General features: G+C 39.9%; 17 protein-coding genes and 6 tRNA genes. 6 read left to right on the top strand and 17 right to left on the bottom strand.

Features of this window, described 5'->3' with window-relative positions; genetic code table 11:
• The 4 genes from folE to WDA22_05820 are packed head-to-tail and all read right to left on the bottom strand — an operon-like array spanning nt 1 to nt 1,938.
• Entirely contained in the window at nt 1-591 is a 591-nt protein-coding gene (gene folE, locus WDA22_05835) for a GTP cyclohydrolase I FolE (GenBank protein ID MFA5832979.1), read from the bottom strand.
• A gap of 2 nt (nt 592-593) precedes the next feature.
• Entirely contained in the window at nt 594-1,007 is a 414-nt protein-coding gene (locus WDA22_05830; protein MFA5832978.1) for a 6-carboxytetrahydropterin synthase, read from the bottom strand.
• A complete protein-coding gene (bcp, locus tag WDA22_05825; protein MFA5832977.1) occupies nt 1,007-1,471 on the bottom strand; it encodes a thioredoxin-dependent thiol peroxidase in 465 nt (154 codons plus the stop codon). Before bcp ends, WDA22_05830 begins: the two co-directional genes overlap by 1 nt.
• 5 nt (nt 1,472-1,476) lie before the next feature.
• Nucleotides 1,477-1,938, bottom strand: a complete 462-nt coding sequence (locus WDA22_05820; GenBank protein MFA5832976.1) for a redoxin domain-containing protein — start codon at nt 1,936-1,938, stop codon at nt 1,477-1,479.
• Nucleotides 1,939-2,257: 319 nt separating this feature from the next.
• Here WDA22_05820 and WDA22_05815 point away from each other — a divergent pair, with 319 nt between their 5' ends.
• The 6 genes from WDA22_05815 (at nt 2,258) to WDA22_05790 (ending at nt 8,466) form a co-directional block, all read left to right on the top strand.
• The gene (locus tag WDA22_05815; protein MFA5832975.1) at nt 2,258-2,413 is read left to right on the top strand and encodes a GIY-YIG nuclease family protein; all 156 of its coding nucleotides are present in this window, start codon (nt 2,258-2,260) and stop codon (nt 2,411-2,413) included.
• Nucleotides 2,414-2,508: 95 nt separating this feature from the next.
• Nucleotides 2,509-2,595: transfer RNA gene (locus tag WDA22_05810), tRNA-Ser, on the top strand.
• Between the two features lie 84 nt (nt 2,596-2,679).
• Nucleotides 2,680-2,767: transfer RNA gene (locus WDA22_05805), tRNA-Ser, on the top strand.
• Nucleotides 2,768-2,936: 169 nt separating this feature from the next.
• Nucleotides 2,937-5,165, top strand: coding sequence for a TonB-dependent receptor (locus tag WDA22_05800; protein ID MFA5832974.1), 2,229 nt, complete (start codon nt 2,937-2,939; stop codon nt 5,163-5,165).
• Nucleotides 5,166-5,184: 19 nt separating this feature from the next.
• Nucleotides 5,185-6,030: a DUF4249 family protein gene (locus WDA22_05795; GenBank protein ID MFA5832973.1), complete on the top strand. Its 846-nt coding sequence runs from the start codon at nt 5,185-5,187 to the stop codon at nt 6,028-6,030.
• Between the two features lie 78 nt (nt 6,031-6,108).
• Nucleotides 6,109-8,466 (top strand): DNA polymerase domain-containing protein, encoded by a 2,358-nt coding sequence (locus WDA22_05790; protein ID MFA5832972.1) that lies wholly within the window; start codon nt 6,109-6,111, stop codon nt 8,464-8,466.
• Here the strand turns inward: WDA22_05790 and WDA22_05785 are convergent.
• The 13 genes from WDA22_05785 to pdxH form a co-directional block, all read right to left on the bottom strand.
• Nucleotides 8,463-8,864, bottom strand: a complete 402-nt coding sequence (locus WDA22_05785) for a cobalamin B12-binding domain-containing protein (GenBank protein ID MFA5832971.1) — start codon at nt 8,862-8,864, stop codon at nt 8,463-8,465. The genes WDA22_05790 and WDA22_05785 overlap by 4 nt on opposite strands.
• The gene (locus WDA22_05780) at nt 8,861-9,469 is read right to left on the bottom strand and encodes a Maf family protein (GenBank protein MFA5832970.1); all 609 of its coding nucleotides are present in this window, start codon (nt 9,467-9,469) and stop codon (nt 8,861-8,863) included. The genes WDA22_05785 and WDA22_05780 overlap by 4 nt, the downstream gene beginning before the upstream one ends.
• 58 nt (nt 9,470-9,527) lie before the next feature.
• On the bottom strand, nt 9,528-9,923 hold the full coding sequence (locus WDA22_05775; protein ID MFA5832969.1) for a hypothetical protein: 396 nt from the start codon (nt 9,921-9,923) through the stop codon (nt 9,528-9,530).
• Between the two features lie 18 nt (nt 9,924-9,941).
• Nucleotides 9,942-10,024, bottom strand: a tRNA-Leu gene (locus WDA22_05770).
• A gap of 40 nt (nt 10,025-10,064) precedes the next feature.
• Nucleotides 10,065-10,150 (bottom strand) — tRNA-Leu (locus tag WDA22_05765).
• A 74-nt stretch (nt 10,151-10,224) separates the two neighbouring features.
• Nucleotides 10,225-10,299 (bottom strand) — tRNA-Cys (locus WDA22_05760).
• A gap of 45 nt (nt 10,300-10,344) precedes the next feature.
• Nucleotides 10,345-10,417 (bottom strand) — tRNA-Gly (locus WDA22_05755).
• 57 nt (nt 10,418-10,474) lie between these two features.
• Nucleotides 10,475-10,948 carry a transcription elongation factor GreA gene (gene greA / locus WDA22_05750; protein ID MFA5832968.1) on the bottom strand — a complete coding sequence of 158 codons (474 nt, stop codon included), beginning with the start codon at nt 10,946-10,948 and terminating at the stop codon, nt 10,475-10,477.
• A gap of 116 nt (nt 10,949-11,064) precedes the next feature.
• Complete coding sequence (locus WDA22_05745) at nt 11,065-12,270, bottom strand: bifunctional 3,4-dihydroxy-2-butanone-4-phosphate synthase/GTP cyclohydrolase II (GenBank protein MFA5832967.1); 1,206 nt, start codon at nt 12,268-12,270, stop codon at nt 11,065-11,067.
• A gap of 8 nt (nt 12,271-12,278) precedes the next feature.
• Complete coding sequence (yajC, locus tag WDA22_05740; GenBank protein ID MFA5832966.1) at nt 12,279-12,614, bottom strand: preprotein translocase subunit YajC; 336 nt, start codon at nt 12,612-12,614, stop codon at nt 12,279-12,281.
• Nucleotides 12,615-12,656: 42 nt separating this feature from the next.
• Nucleotides 12,657-13,778, bottom strand: a complete 1,122-nt coding sequence (tgt, locus tag WDA22_05735; GenBank protein MFA5832965.1) for a tRNA guanosine(34) transglycosylase Tgt — start codon at nt 13,776-13,778, stop codon at nt 12,657-12,659.
• A 42-nt stretch (nt 13,779-13,820) separates the two neighbouring features.
• Complete coding sequence (locus tag WDA22_05730; protein MFA5832964.1) at nt 13,821-14,192, bottom strand: cyclic nucleotide-binding domain-containing protein; 372 nt, start codon at nt 14,190-14,192, stop codon at nt 13,821-13,823.
• Between the two features lie 18 nt (nt 14,193-14,210).
• Entirely contained in the window at nt 14,211-14,864 is a 654-nt protein-coding gene (pdxH, locus tag WDA22_05725; GenBank protein ID MFA5832963.1) for a pyridoxamine 5'-phosphate oxidase, read from the bottom strand.
• Nucleotides 14,865-14,867 lie beyond the last annotated feature (3 nt).

Here is a 14,867-nt window from a genome sequence, read left to right as displayed (position 1 = left end):
TTATGAAAGTTTATTTGTTATGAGGGTCAAAAATTCAGTTCGTGTTTTAATATTTTCTTGAAAAATTCCCAGCATTGCACTTGTTGTTGCCAGTGAATGTTGTTTTTCCACACCGCGCATCATCATGCACATATGTTTCCCTTCGCATACTACAGCTACACCTTCTGGATCCAATACATCATACAATGTGTTGGCAATTTGTCGGGTCATTCTCTCCTGCACTTGCAGTCTGCGGGCAAACATATCCACAAGGCGTGGAATTTTGCTCAGTCCGACTATTTTCCCTTTTGGAATGTAGGCAATATGGATCTTTCCATAAAACGGCAGCATGTGATGCTCACACATTGAAAAATAGTCAATGTCCTTCACAATAACCATTTCGTTATAATCTTCTTTGAAGACTGCGCCATTCAGAAGCGATTTGACATCGTCATGATAACCCTTTGTAAGAAACTGGAGCGATTTAGCAACCCGGTAAGGGGTCTTGATTAATCCTTCTCGCTTTGGATCTTCGCCGATCAGTTGTAATTGATCAAAAACCAATTTTCCCAATTTCTCAGTAACAGTGTTTGAAGAATTTTTTTTAGCCAACTTTATTCTCCTCTGTATTCAGCAAAATTATTCTCAGTTTCGAACACGCGTATGGAATACAACTTCCCTTCAGTAATGTCCGGAGCAATTTGTCGCCAGGCAGCGATTGCTATGTTTTCCGTTGTTGGATTGATCCCGCTCAAAAAAGAGACATCAACATTGAGATTCTTATGATCAACAAAGTTCAAGAATTTTTCTTGAAGAATATTTTTAACTTTTTTTAAGTCGACCACAAATCCCGTCTTCGGATCGGGAGTGCCGGCGACGCACACGACAATATGATAATTATGACCGTGTCCGTTAGGATTAGAGCAACCTCCGAATACTTCCGCGTTTTGTTCCTCATTCAGTTTCGGATCGAACAAACGGTGTGAAGCACTAAAGTGTGCTCGACGATAAACGTATACTGTAGCCATTATGTAGAAACCGCCTCTTGTATATTCTCCACGTGGCCTTTGAGTCTTACCCGTGAAAAAATGTGTGAAATAAATCCATGTTCATTAATAATAAACGTGGATCTGATCACTCCCATATATTTTTTACCGAACATTACCTTACGTTTCCACACACCGTAAGCTTTCATCACCGTTTTATCTTCGTCGCTGAGCAATGGGAAGTTCAAACCATATTTCAGAGAAAATTTTTTATGAGATTCAGGACTGTCGGGACTTACACCTATCAGCACAGCGCCCGAAATTCTTTTCGGAGTAAGATGATCCCGGAAACTGCACGCTTGAAGGGTACACGTTTCAGTATCATCTTGTGGATAAAAATAGAGAACGATTTTTTTTCCAAAAAATTGCCTCAAGGAATATTTCTTCCCATCCCCACCTGAAAGTTCAAAATCAGGTGCCTTATTCCCTATTCGGAGTTCTGGCATGTGCGTTATAATGCTTTCTTTACTTCATCATAAGGAGGTTCAACTCCTGGATTTTCAGATACCCAAGCATACGATACCATTCCATTTCCATCAACAACATACGCAGCGCGGTTGGCGGCTGTCAATCCGATTAAACCACCAAAATTTGTAACCAATCCACAGTATTGTGCAGAAATATATCGTGTGAAATCACTCAACAAAGGAAATTTCAAACCGTTTTTATCAGCAAATGCTTTGTTTGCTGCAGGTGCATCCACGCTGATCCCTAAAACCTGTGCTCCGCCTGAATTGAAATCCGCCATCGCATCGCGAATGGTACACATTTCCTTTTCACACACCGCTGTGAATGCTCCTGGATAGAAGAAGATGACAACTTTCTTTCCGGCATAATCAGAAAGAGAAACTGGTTTACGATATGCATCTGCTAATGTGAAGTTTGGTGCTTTTTGACCGACAGCGACTGCCATGAGTATTCTCCTTGTGATAATTGACTGGTGATTGTAACGAAGTTTTTCTGGAATTTGTTCCTTAGAAAGGAAATATGTTTGAAAAGTAAAGAAATGAAACTGTAGAGTCAAACAATCGTTGGAAGTAGAAAAAAAATTTAATATATTTGTGCAGAAAAATTTCCTTTACCGTGAAGCGCAAAAAGTAGTTTGGACTAAATATTTATCAGCCTTTTACTGTAGAAATTAAATGTCACAAAGCAATAGCATCTGGAGAGGTGCAAGAGTGGTTTGAGCCGGAGGCTCATCAGCCTTTGGCTGAGAATTGGCTAGAGAGAGTATGTTTACAGTCTATGTTCTTTGGAGTGATAGACTTCAAAAACGTTATGTGGGAAGTTGCGAAGATCTCAAAATTAGGATAAAGCAACATAACAACGGTGAAAGTAAATTTACAAAAGGTGGTATTCCTTGGATTTTAATATATACTGAAGAATAGCAAACAAAATCAGAAGCAAGAAAAAGAGAATTGTTTTTGAAAAGTGGTGTTGGTCGAAAGTGGTTGGATGAAAATGTAACAAAGCAATAGCATCTGGAGAGGTGCAAGAGTGGTTGAATTGGCTACCCTGGAAAGGTAGTGTACCCGTAAGGGTACCGTGGGTTCGAATCCCACCCTCTCCGCAGATTTTCGAATCCTAAATTCAACCTTAACCAATTGAATTTAGGATTTTGTTTACGCGATCAATCTTTATTTCTTCCACTTCTGGAGAGGTGGCGTGAGTGGTTGAAACCACCAGTCTCGAAAACTGGTATAGTCGAAAGGCTATCGAGGGTTCGAATCCCTCCCTCTCCGCACCCGTAATAAAAAAGCCATCCGATAAAGGGATGGCTTTTTTTGTTCGTTCCATTCTGCATATTATGTTTGTGTTATAGACAAATATTTAAAGCAACAAAATACATTCAACAATCGTAAACACAATACTTCTATCAGCATTTTTATGAAAAATATCGAAAGCATATGAATGTATAAATTATTGTTACTCTTTTTTCTTTCTGGTACGTTATTGTTTAGTCAACAGAAAGCGGTGTTGAGCGGATTTGTGAGAGAAAAATCCGATAAAGAATCACTCCCATACGCAAATATTCTCATCAAAGAACTCAAAATAGGTACGTCAGCTAATATCGAAGGATATTATGCAATACCAAACATCCCCGAGGGGGAATTTACAGTGATTGTTTCGAATCTAGGATTCCAATCTTATTCATTTACCATTGACACACGGCAAAACAAAAAAATTGTTCAAGATGTGCTCCTTTCCGATCAATCAATTCAAGTAACCGAAGTTGTGATTAATGCAGAAAAGGAAGAAGAAAAAAGAAATACGCAGGTTGGTAGAATTCAAATGCATGCAAAAGATGTTGCTGCCCTCCCCACTATCGGAGAAGCTGACGTGTTTCGTGCGTTACAATTAATGCCCGGCATTAAAGCCACATCTGAAATTTCAAGCGGATTAAATGTTCGAGGAGGAAGTACCGATCAAAATTTAATTTTACTTGACGGTACGGTGGTCTATAATCCCTCTCACTTATTTGGTTTTTTTTCCACGTTCAACAATGATGCGGTAAAAGATATTGATATGATGAAAGGGGGATTTCCAGCGGAATTTGGTGGTAGGCTTTCTTCTGTATTGAATGTTACAAATATTGACGGGGATAGAGTTGAAACACATGGAAAGGCTTCAATCAGTCTTTTAAGCACTCGCGTAACAGGTGAAGGTCCTGTCGGAAATGGCTCCTGGTTCCTTTCGGGACGGAGAACATATTTTGATACATTTATTGCTGCAGCAAATCTGGATACAGGAAACGATGCGTTGCCGCTCTATTATTTTTACGACGCCAATGGAAAATTAAACCAAGATATCGGAGAAGATGATAAACTCTCCTTCGTTGGATATTTGGGACAAGATGACCTTAAGTATACATTGGGAAACAATGAGGTCAAACTGAATATGCGCTGGGGAAATAAAACCGGAGCAGTTAAATGGACACACGTTTATAGCCAAACGCTCTTTTCTAACTTCACAGCATCATTCAGTCACTATGCAGCAGGAATCGGAGCAACACTTGGCGGAATTAAAATTTCTCAGGATAACAGTGTTGATGATTTTTCACTCAAAAGCGATGTCGATTTTTTTGCATCCAATGATCATTTGATAAAACTTGGTGTCTGGTATTCACAATATGATATTGGTTACAAACAAAGCGGCGATGGTGACCCATATACTTTTCGAGAACGTCCGGCACAAATCTCTTTCTATGCTCAAGATGATTGGACACTAGATGAACGGTGGGTTGTGAAATCTGGATTGCGGTTTGAATATCAGGATGCATCAAAAGCATCTAATCTCGGTCCACGATTAGCTGTGCGATACAATATTGATGAATATTCATTATTGAAGTTTTCTTCCGGTTTATATTATCAATTTTTAAATGCCGTTCCGGCAGGAACTGACAACGGTTTCTCTCCTTTTGATATTTGGGTTCCGATTAATGAAAAAATGAAACCGAGTAGAGCTATTGATGTTGTGTTGGGATATGAAACAAAATATTTTGAGGACTACAATCTCTCCATTGAAACGTATTACAAAAAATATTTTGATGTACTTCAATTTAAAAACGAACTCGTTCAATCTACTGCTGTTCAGGATTTATTTCATGTCGGCAACGGCCGTTCTTATGGGTTGGAACTATTTTTGCAAAAACGGATCGGTCAAATAACCGGATCTATTGGGTATACGTTGGCTTGGACTCATCGCACTTTTTCTGCGTTGAATAAAGGTGAAGAATATCAACCTAAGTATGATCGACGAAATGATATTACCTTTGCAGGAAATTATCAACTGAATGAGAAATGGAAGTTCAGCGCCGTATTTACATATGCAACAGGTCAGGCATATACATTCGGCGTTGGACGATACCAAGTGAATCTGCTTGGTAATCCATTTGACATCACGTTGCCTGGAAAACTTTATAACAGGCGACTCTCCCCTTATCACCGATTAGATCTTAGTGTAACTAAACAAACAACATTGTTCGGATTACGAGGAAGTTGGTATTTTCAGATATTTAATGTTTATAATCGCCGAAATGTTTGGTTTAAGCAATTTGATACCTCGAAAAATCCGACAGACATTACCGATGTTAAGTTATTACCAATTATTCCGACATTCGGTTTTGATTTTGAATTTTAGTTGATAGGAAAAATATTTTATGAAATTATATTACGTAATAATTACAGCTGGAGCATTGTTACTGGTAGCGTGCGAAGAATCATCATTAACTGCTGATTATCAAAAAGAAGTTGTTGTGAATGGATATCTTGAGGAAGGACGTTCCATTGATACTATAAAAGTGCAGTGGACGGGTGAAGTTGATAAAAAATATGTCGTACAAGATCAAGCAATCACCGGAGCGACAGTGATTGTGAAAAGCATCGACGGTAGTTTTGTTGATACGCTGGTGTATGATCCCCTCAATCCGGGAAGATATTATTCCAATGACTCAACTAAAATAATTAAAGCAAAACAAACCTACGAACTGTATATTAAAACACCCGCGCCGGATGTTCGCATTGTTACCGGGATGACAATTGTTCCTGATACATTCAGTATCCAAACTTCAGCGTTTCATAACGGCGATACAGTACGATATGATCCTTTTGCCCCACCGTATAATTTTACATGGTCAAGCAGCAACAATCATGCAACCTATCTTCCCACCATAACGAGTCTGGATGTAAATGCTGCAATGATCCCGAAATTTTTTATCCGCGATACAACGAATATAAATTTTCGCAGACCGGAGAAAGTCGTTTATCGAATTGGCCTCCCAAAAGAACAACGAAGTACTTTACTCCCCTGGATTTCGTTGAATTATTTCGGAAATACCCGCTTTGATATCTATGCTGTCGATTTTAATTACAGCGATTTTCTGAACCAAATAGTGGCGCAAGGGGGCGAATTAAAGGAAACCCGATCCAATCTTAAAGGGGCAATTGGAGTATTTGGGGCTCAAACAAAAGCAAAAGGAGGTTTTACCGTTTTCCTAAAACCGTAATTCATTCGGTAGTTCATATAATGAGAGGTCGGCGTAAGTCGACCTTTCTTTTTTTAAAGCTAGAGATTATATTGGATGATGAACCCAATCCTCTTTGGCGCCGATGACGAATCAAATATTGTTGCTGTGAATGCACATAGTGACTCATTCGTCCGTATCTATAAACGAACCGAAGCAGGCATTGAACAACGGGACGAAGAATTCTTTCCTTTCTTTCATCTCTCCGATAAGCGATTCATTGAACAGTTTCCGGAAAAGTTTTGGCTGAAGAAATTAGAGGGGACAAATTATTATCAATACATCTGTGCTTTTCCCTCTGTTTCCATCTTATGGGATGCTGTTAATTTTGTACTGCGAAAGTTGACAAAGGAATTTAAAACAAATTATTCGTCTCATCTTGATACCGACCACATCTTTCTTCGTCCTGACATGAACACTCAGTATCTGCTGCAAAGCGGCAAGACATTGTTTAAAGGAATGCATTTTGATGATCTACATCGAATGCAGTTGGACATTGAAACATACTCGAAGGATTATCGCTTCAGCCGTGCAGAAAAAAAAGACGATCGCATTATTTTAATTTCCTTTTCGGACAACCGAGGATTTGAAACTGTCTTAGGCGGAAAAACTATCACTGAAAAAAAACTTCTTCAACAATGCATCAAAATCATTACCGAAAAAAATCCAGACATTATTGAAGGACATAATATTTTCAATTTCGATCTACCGTATCTTTTGAAACGCTGCGAACTCAACGAGATTGAATTTGCCATTGGACGAGATGGTTCGCAACCAAGCGGTTTTCGTTCGCGCACGTCGTTTGCCGAAAATTCAGTAGAATATATGAGTTATGAAGTTTCTGGAAGGCATATTATCGATACGTGGCTGCTGGTGCAATCGTACGATATGACAAAGCGGAATATGGAAAGTCACGGATTAAAATACGCAGCTCAGTATTTCGGCATCTCTTCACCGGGTCGTACATACATTCCTGGAGATAAAATTTCATGGCATTGGGATAATGATGTAGAAAGCTTAAAAAAATATGCATTGGATGATGTGATTGAAACCAGAGGATTGAGTGATAAACTTTCCGGAAGCACATTTTATCTTTCGCAGATGCTTCCGTTCAATTATGGAACCATTGCAAAGCTCGGTTCTGCAGCAAAGATTGAATCAATCTTTCTTCGGGAATATATCAAACAGAGGTATTCTCTTCCAAAACCACAAAAAGGGTTTCAAACATCCGGCGGATATACCGATATATTTTATACTGGTGTGTTCAGTCCGATTGTGCATGCAGATGTTGAATCGCTGTATCCATCCATCATGCTTTCAAAAAAGATCAAACCGATTACAGATGATCTAGATGTTTTTCAATTGGGATTAAAATTCTTGACAACGCTTCGTCTGGATACAAAACGCCAACTGCAAACGGCAAAAAATGAGCAAGAATATTCAACATTAGATGCAATGCAGTCATCTTTTAAGATCTTGATCAATTCCTTCTATGGATATTTGGGTTATGGAAAAGGATTGTTTAACGACTACCAGCAGGCAGATGTCATTACAACTACCGGTCAGGAATTGCTACGGAATCTTATCCGGGAAATTGAAATCCATAACGGAACAGTGATTGAAGTGGATACCGATGGCATTTTCTTCATTCCGCCGGACAATGTCACTGGTGAAGAATCTGAACGAAAATTCGTTGAACATCTTTCCGAAACATTGCCGGAAGGGATTAATCTTGGATTCAACGGACGATTCAAGAAAATGATGAGCTATAAAAAGAAAAATTATGCTCTGCTCCTTTATAATAACAAAGTATCGATCAAAGGTTCATCGTTGATTTCACGTTCGATCGAACGATTTGGACGAAGTTATATACAGCAATGTATCGATTCGTTGTTGAATGACAGGATACAAGATCTCCATAACTTGTATATTGAGTTGGAAAAGACAATCCGTGAGCATGGATTGGATGTGAATGATTTTGCCAAGATAGAAACTTTAAAGGATTCCGTGGAAACATATCAAAGCGATATTGCCAAGGAGAAACGTAATCGTTCTGCTCCATACGAATTAGCACTTCGATCATCAAGAAAATATAAACAAGGCAGCCGGATTCAATACTATATTACGGGGACTGAAGCCAACGTAAAGGGTTTTGAAAATGCGAAAGAAGCGCATGAGTGGGATGCTAATTTTCCGGATGAAAATACAGAATTTTACCTGAAGCGATTGGAAGAGTTTTCGAAGAAATTTGAAATATTTTTTGATGAGCGCGGATTTGCATTGATTTTTTCTGCCGAAGATCTGTTTGGTTTCGATCCAACAGCAATTGTTATCGTAAACCGAAAAGAAAAGTCAATTGAACTGGACGAACCAAAGGAAGAAAATTATTCCATTGAGTTCGATGACTCTGAACGTTAAGCAGTAACTTTGAATGTGTTTTTGATATAGTCGACAATGGCAAATGTCGAAGCTCCCGGTGTAAATATTTCCCCTATACCCATTTCTTTCAACCGTACAATATCTTCCTGTGGAACAATTCCCCCACCAAACAGAAGAACGTCGGTCATTCCTTTTTCATTCATTAGATTCTTCACTTTTGGGAAAATCGTCATATGCGCACCGCTCAGTGAGCTTATTCCGATTGCATTCACATCTTCCTGCAATCCCGCTTCGACAATCGCTTCAGGAGTTTTTCGCAGTCCTGTATAAATCACTTCCATACCTGCGTCACGAAGCGCGGCTGCAATAACTTTTGCTCCTCGATCATGGCCATCGAGACCAGCTTTTGCGATCAATACACGAATTTTTTGACTCATACTGTTCCTTTCAGGTAACCCAGATCGTGAGCGAATTTTGTAACTGCAAGATAGAACTTAGAAAGGGGAAAACCAACAACGGTATAATAATCTCCCACAATCTTTTCAACAAATACGGCACCGAAATCATCCTGAATTCCGTACGCACCCGCCTTATCCATAGGTGAACCGGATGCGACATAATTTGCAATTTCTTGATCCGACAACCTTCGAAATGTCACTTCGGTTTTTCCATAGTCAATATATGATTTTTTCGTTTTCACATCAACTAGTGCAAAACCGGTAAAAACTGTATGTGTCCTCCCACTGAGTGTGCGAAGCATCAGTTTGGCATCCTCTTCCGAAACAGGTTTACCCAACACTATACTGTCGATGACTACAATCGTATCAGAACCGATGACGATTCCCCGTTTATTCTTTTTGGCTACATCTTCAGCTTTATGTAACGAGAGCCGTTGAACATTCTCCTCGGATGAATGGCTAGGATTAATTTCTTCGATAATCCCACTTGGCTGAACGGTAAAATTTAATCCGATTTGTGTTAACAGATGAGCTCTGCGCGGAGATTGTGAAGCAAGAATGATCGGTTCAGTTGTTATAATCATATTCGTACAAAAAAAAAGCGATTCAGATGAATCGCTTTTAGTCTACTACTGAAAATTTTTATCGGAACATCGCTTTTAAACTTCCCCATGTTCGCTTCACGCTTGAAACGTTGTGGGAAATAGTCATGATACTTGAATATTCTGCACCGCCGGAAGATACTACTGATTTGATTCTGTATTGATAAATTGTTCCGGTGGTTTTAAAAGCGGATTTGTCTATGTATTCGTAGAAAGAATTTGAACCTTTTTTGCCGATGACTGCAATTGTAATAAATTCACCTGCAGTACCACTTCGTCGTTCAATAACGAATTCTTTTATCGTTGATTCATCAGTGGTTCCCCATTGTATGGTGATATTACTTCCGTCACTGCGTGCCTGCATTGTTCCTTCACGAATCACACCGGAGAGTGCAATAGTTGAAAAGAACAAACAAAATGTCAGAAGTTGTTTCATCATTTACCTATTGTTTTGTGCGGAAGGCGGGACTTGAACCCGCACGCCTTTTGGGCGCCACCCCCTCAAGATGGTGTGTCTGCCAATTCCACCACTTCCGCAATGTAACGAATTCGATAATGAAAGCAAATACTTATTTTGTACCGAGGGCCGGACTTGAACCGGCACGGAGCTTGCGCCCCTCAGGATTTTAAGTCCTGTGCGTCTACCAATTCCGCCACCCCGGCAATAATTGATAATTTCAAGGCTTGAAAAATTGTTGAATATTATTGCCCTTTATTTCAAAAATTGCTCAACTTACTGGAGGCGCCGATCAGATTCGAACTGATGCATAAAGGTTTTGCAGACCTCTCCCTTACCACTTGGGTACGGCGCCAAACGAAAATCCCGTCTCGAAGCAGCAGGACGGGTCTTTTGTTTGAGCGGGAAACGGGACTCGAACCCGCGACATCAACCTTGGCAAGGTTGCGCTCTACCAACTGAGCTACTCCCGCAAAAATCTGATACAAATATAAGGAACTGTTCCCCTTAAGTCAAGATTATCTATACTGTTAGCGTGATATTTCCATGATCTGATATTTTAACATTCCGGCAGGCACTTTAATATCAACAATTTCACCGACTTTTTTTCCCATCAATCCTTTACCAATCGGCGATGTTGTGGAAATTTTATTCTGATCAAAATCAGCTTCTTCTGGTGAAACAAGTTGATACTCAATTTTTTTCCCGCTCTTCTGCTCTTTCACAGTCACTTTTGACAAGATATACACTTTGTCATTTGGAAGATCTTTACTATCGATCACGCGTGATTTGGAAAGAGTTTCTTCCAACTTTGCAATTCGATACTCGAGATGACGCTGCTCTTCACGTGCGGCATCATATTCCGCATTTTCGCTGAGATCACCGTGACCGCGAGCTTCCGCAATCTTCGCAGCTACTTGTTTTCGTCCGTTAATCTTCATTTCACGAAGATCAGCTTCGAGTGCAATAAATTTTTCTTTTGTTAGATAAACAACATCACTCATAAGATATTGACAACTTTGTTTGTGGATATGAAAAACAAAAGCCATCGTCCGTTTAGACAATGGCTGATTTTATTATAATGAATTTAGAGTAATTTCAGTGGAGAAGCAAGAAGATTTTATTTTGTCTCTGCCATTATCATGTGACCGAGTTTATCCCGTTTTGTTTTAAGATATTTTTCATTAGCACTTGTTGCTTTCACCTCTACTGAAATACGTTCAACCACTTCAATTCCAAATCCATTGAGACCAACAATTTTTTTTGGATTATTTGTCAGCAGTCGTACCTTCTTCACACCAAGGTCCAGAAGGATTTGTGCGGCGAGACTGTAATCACGAACATCGGCATGAAAACCAAGTGCTTCATTGGCTTCCACTGTATCCTTCCCCTCATCCTGAAGTTTGTATGCTTTCAGTTTATTGAGAAGCCCAATGCCTCTTCCTTCCTGACGCATGTATAGCAAAATGCCATTTCCTTCTTTTTCGATCAGGGACATTGATGTGTGAAGTTGTTCATTGCAATCACAGCGTTGGGAACCGAATACATCTCCGGTTAAACATTCTGAATGAACACGAACAAGAATGGGCTTCGAAAAATCGATCTTCCCTTTGACAAGGGCAATGTGTTCCTTCGCATCAATGGATGATTGATACAAATGCACATCGAATTTCCCATTCTTTGTAGGTAGCGATGTTGTCACAACTTTCTCAACCAATTTTTCTCGATGATGGCGATACTCAACAAGATCTTTAATAGAAACTATTTTAAGATTAAATTGTTTTGCAATATTCCTTAATTCAGGAAGTCGCGCCATCGTACCATCTTCATTCATAATCTCCACAAGCGCGCCGGCTGGATATAAGCCAGCAAGAGTGCACAGATCAACGACTGCTTCAGTGTGGCCAGCTCGTCGCAGAACACCACCTTCAACCGCTCTCAGCGGAAAAATATGCCCTGGTCTTCCGAAATCATTTCCTTTCGTCTCGAGAGATGTTAACGCTCTTATAGTCTTTGCGCGATCTGCTGCAGAAACTCCGGTACTCGTTCCATGTAAATAGTCGATCGGAACGGTAAAAGGCGTTTCATGTAACGATGTGTTATTTTCTACTATCGGTTCAAGATGAAGTTCGCCTGCGCGCTTGGCAGTGATAGATGCGCAGAGAATTCCCCGACCTTGTTTGACGAAAAAATTTACGGTTTCAGGAGTTATTGATTCAGCCGCGGCAACAAAATCCCCTTCATTCTCGCGATCTTCATCATCAACCACAATGATTGTTTTGCCGGCACGTAGGTCTACAATTGCTTCATCAATTGAATTGAGCATATAAGACATTACTTTGAAATACTTTCTACTTCACCCTGTTTATTTACAACGGAGATTGAATTGCGTTCAATCTTTACTTTAATTTTTTCTCCAATTTCAATGAGAAGAGTCTTTTCTTCTACACCAACCACTTCACCGTGAATTCCACCGGCAGTAATGATCTTATCTCCTTTTTTAATCTGTCCAAGCAGAGATGCGCGTTCTTTTTGACGTTTCTGTTGAGGGCGAATAATCATCAAATAAAAAATACCGATGATCAGAGCGAACATGATAAGCGTGCTGTAAATTTCACCGCCGCCTTGACCTGATTGAGCAGGTGCCATTGCTAATACTGAACTAAACATTATAACTCCCTTATACTTAATGATTTATGAATATACTTGAAACTATATTTGAGCTGCTAATTTTTCCAGTGTTTCTTTTTTCCAATTCAAAAAATTATCTGCGATGATCTGCTTTCGAGCCTCTTTCACTAACCAAAGATAAAATGAAAGATTGTGGATTGATGCCAATTGAAGCCCTAAGATCTCATCTACTTGAAAAAGATGTCGAAGATATCCGCGTGAAAAATTCTTATTGGTGTAACTTTCAAAATCTCCATCAACAGAAGCATCATCCATCTTCCATTTGGCATTACGGATATTCATCCTACCATTTCGAGTGAAGATCATTCCGTTTCTTCCATTGCGCGTTGGCATCACACAATCAAACATGTCAATGCCCCTTTCAATACTCTCCAACAAATTTTCTGGTGTTCCTACTCCCATCAAATACCGCGGTTTCTCTTTGGGTAGAGATTGTGCGGTAAATTCTGTCAAGTCATACATTGTTTCTGCGGGTTCCCCAACCGCGAGTCCACCGATTGCATATCCTTCAAAGTTCAGGTCAACCAATGCCTTTGCACTATCCGATCGAAGATGCTTAAATACGCTACCCTGAACTATAGCAAAGAGGGATTGCTGATGTCCGTAAAGGGGTAAAGAATTATTCAGCGCTTGCTGACACAACTTTGCCCACTTTACCGTTAGTTTATTGGATTCACGCGCATATTCTTCGTCACAAGGATACGGAGGACATTCGTCTAACACCATCATAATATCAGACCCAATAGCGCGCTGAATCTCGACTACTTTTTGCGGAGTGAAAAAATGAGATGACCCATCCAGATGGGACTTAAACGTAACACCATCTTGAGTAATTTTCCGTAATTCCGTGAGACTGAAGACTTGATAACCACCGCTGTCGGTCAAAATTGGTTTATGCCAATTCATGAACTTATGGAAACCACCCATTGTTTGAATCACTTCCATTCCTGGACGGAGATACAAGTGATATGTGTTTCCGAGAATGATCTGAGCGCCTAATTCAACAAGTTCCCTCTGCTCAACCGCTTTCACTGTTCCTTGTGTGCCGACAGGCATAAAAATCGGCGTTTCAATAACGCCGTGATCTGTTTCTAATACACCTGCTCGAGCAGATGATTCTGTATGGACGAGATTGAACTTCACTTAACCTTAAGGTACGAAATTATGATCGTATTTCAATGAACGTTATTTCTTGTTTTCTTTATCTTCTATCACAGCCCACATTTCGTCTGTTGTTTTTGCGAGACGTTCCGCAAGACTGATTAAAATTTTATTAGCAATATCCGGATGGTTCCGGATGACTTCATCGATGCTGCTTTCAACAACCATCACTTCGGATTCCTCAAGTGCTTTCATTGTAGCAGTGCGAGGGCGCGCAAGTAGACCGCTTAATTCTCCAAAGATCACTCCACGCTCCGAAAATTCATTCATCTTCAAATCTCCTTTATATACCCCAACACGACCTTTCACCAAAACATACCAATCGAAGGACATATCACCTTCTTTATTGATGATCTCATCTTTTTGAAAGATTTTTTTCTTCTGTAAAAGTGCCATATACTTTCTCCGGGTGATTTATGGTGACAAACGAACTATTTTCCACTGATTGTTCGATTGTTTTCGATATGCAATTCTGTCGTGCAGACGATTAGTACGTCCCTGCCAAAATTCAAATTCATCCGGAATTACTCTATAACCACCCCATTGCGGCGGCAAAGGAATCTGTCCGTTTTTGAATTTTTCCAGCATCTCGCCAAACGCTTTTTCCAACAATGTTCGCGCAGAAATTTCACTGCTTTGTTGAGATGCCCATGCACCTAATTGAGAGTCAATCGGGCGAGTTTTGAAATACTCGTACGATTCCGATACAGACACTTTTTCAACTCTGCCGACAATCCTTACTTGACGTTCAAGCGGCTCCCAAAAAATTAACAGTGCTGCTTGAGGGTTTTCTTTTAGATCATGTGCCTTTGAGCTTTGATAATTTGTAAAAAAAACAAATCCTTTTTCATCGAATTGTTTTAATAAGACCATTCTTGCTGAAGGTCGTCCCAGTTTATTCGCCGTTGCAATGGTCATCGCATTCACTTCCGGTACCTCGGACTTTACTGCTTCCTTGAACCATTTGTCAAATTGCACAAAGGGATTCTGATCAACATCGTGTTCGTCGAGCGACCATTTTTTATAATCGGTACGAATGTCCGCAATATGCTTGTTTTTAATTTCCACGCC

Source organism: Bacteroidota bacterium (assembly GCA_041658205.1).
GTDB lineage: Bacteria > Bacteroidota > Ignavibacteria > UBA10030 > UBA8401 > UBA8401.
The sequence above is the reverse complement of the archived record's forward strand: the minus strand, read 5'-3'. Positions and strand labels throughout refer to the sequence as shown.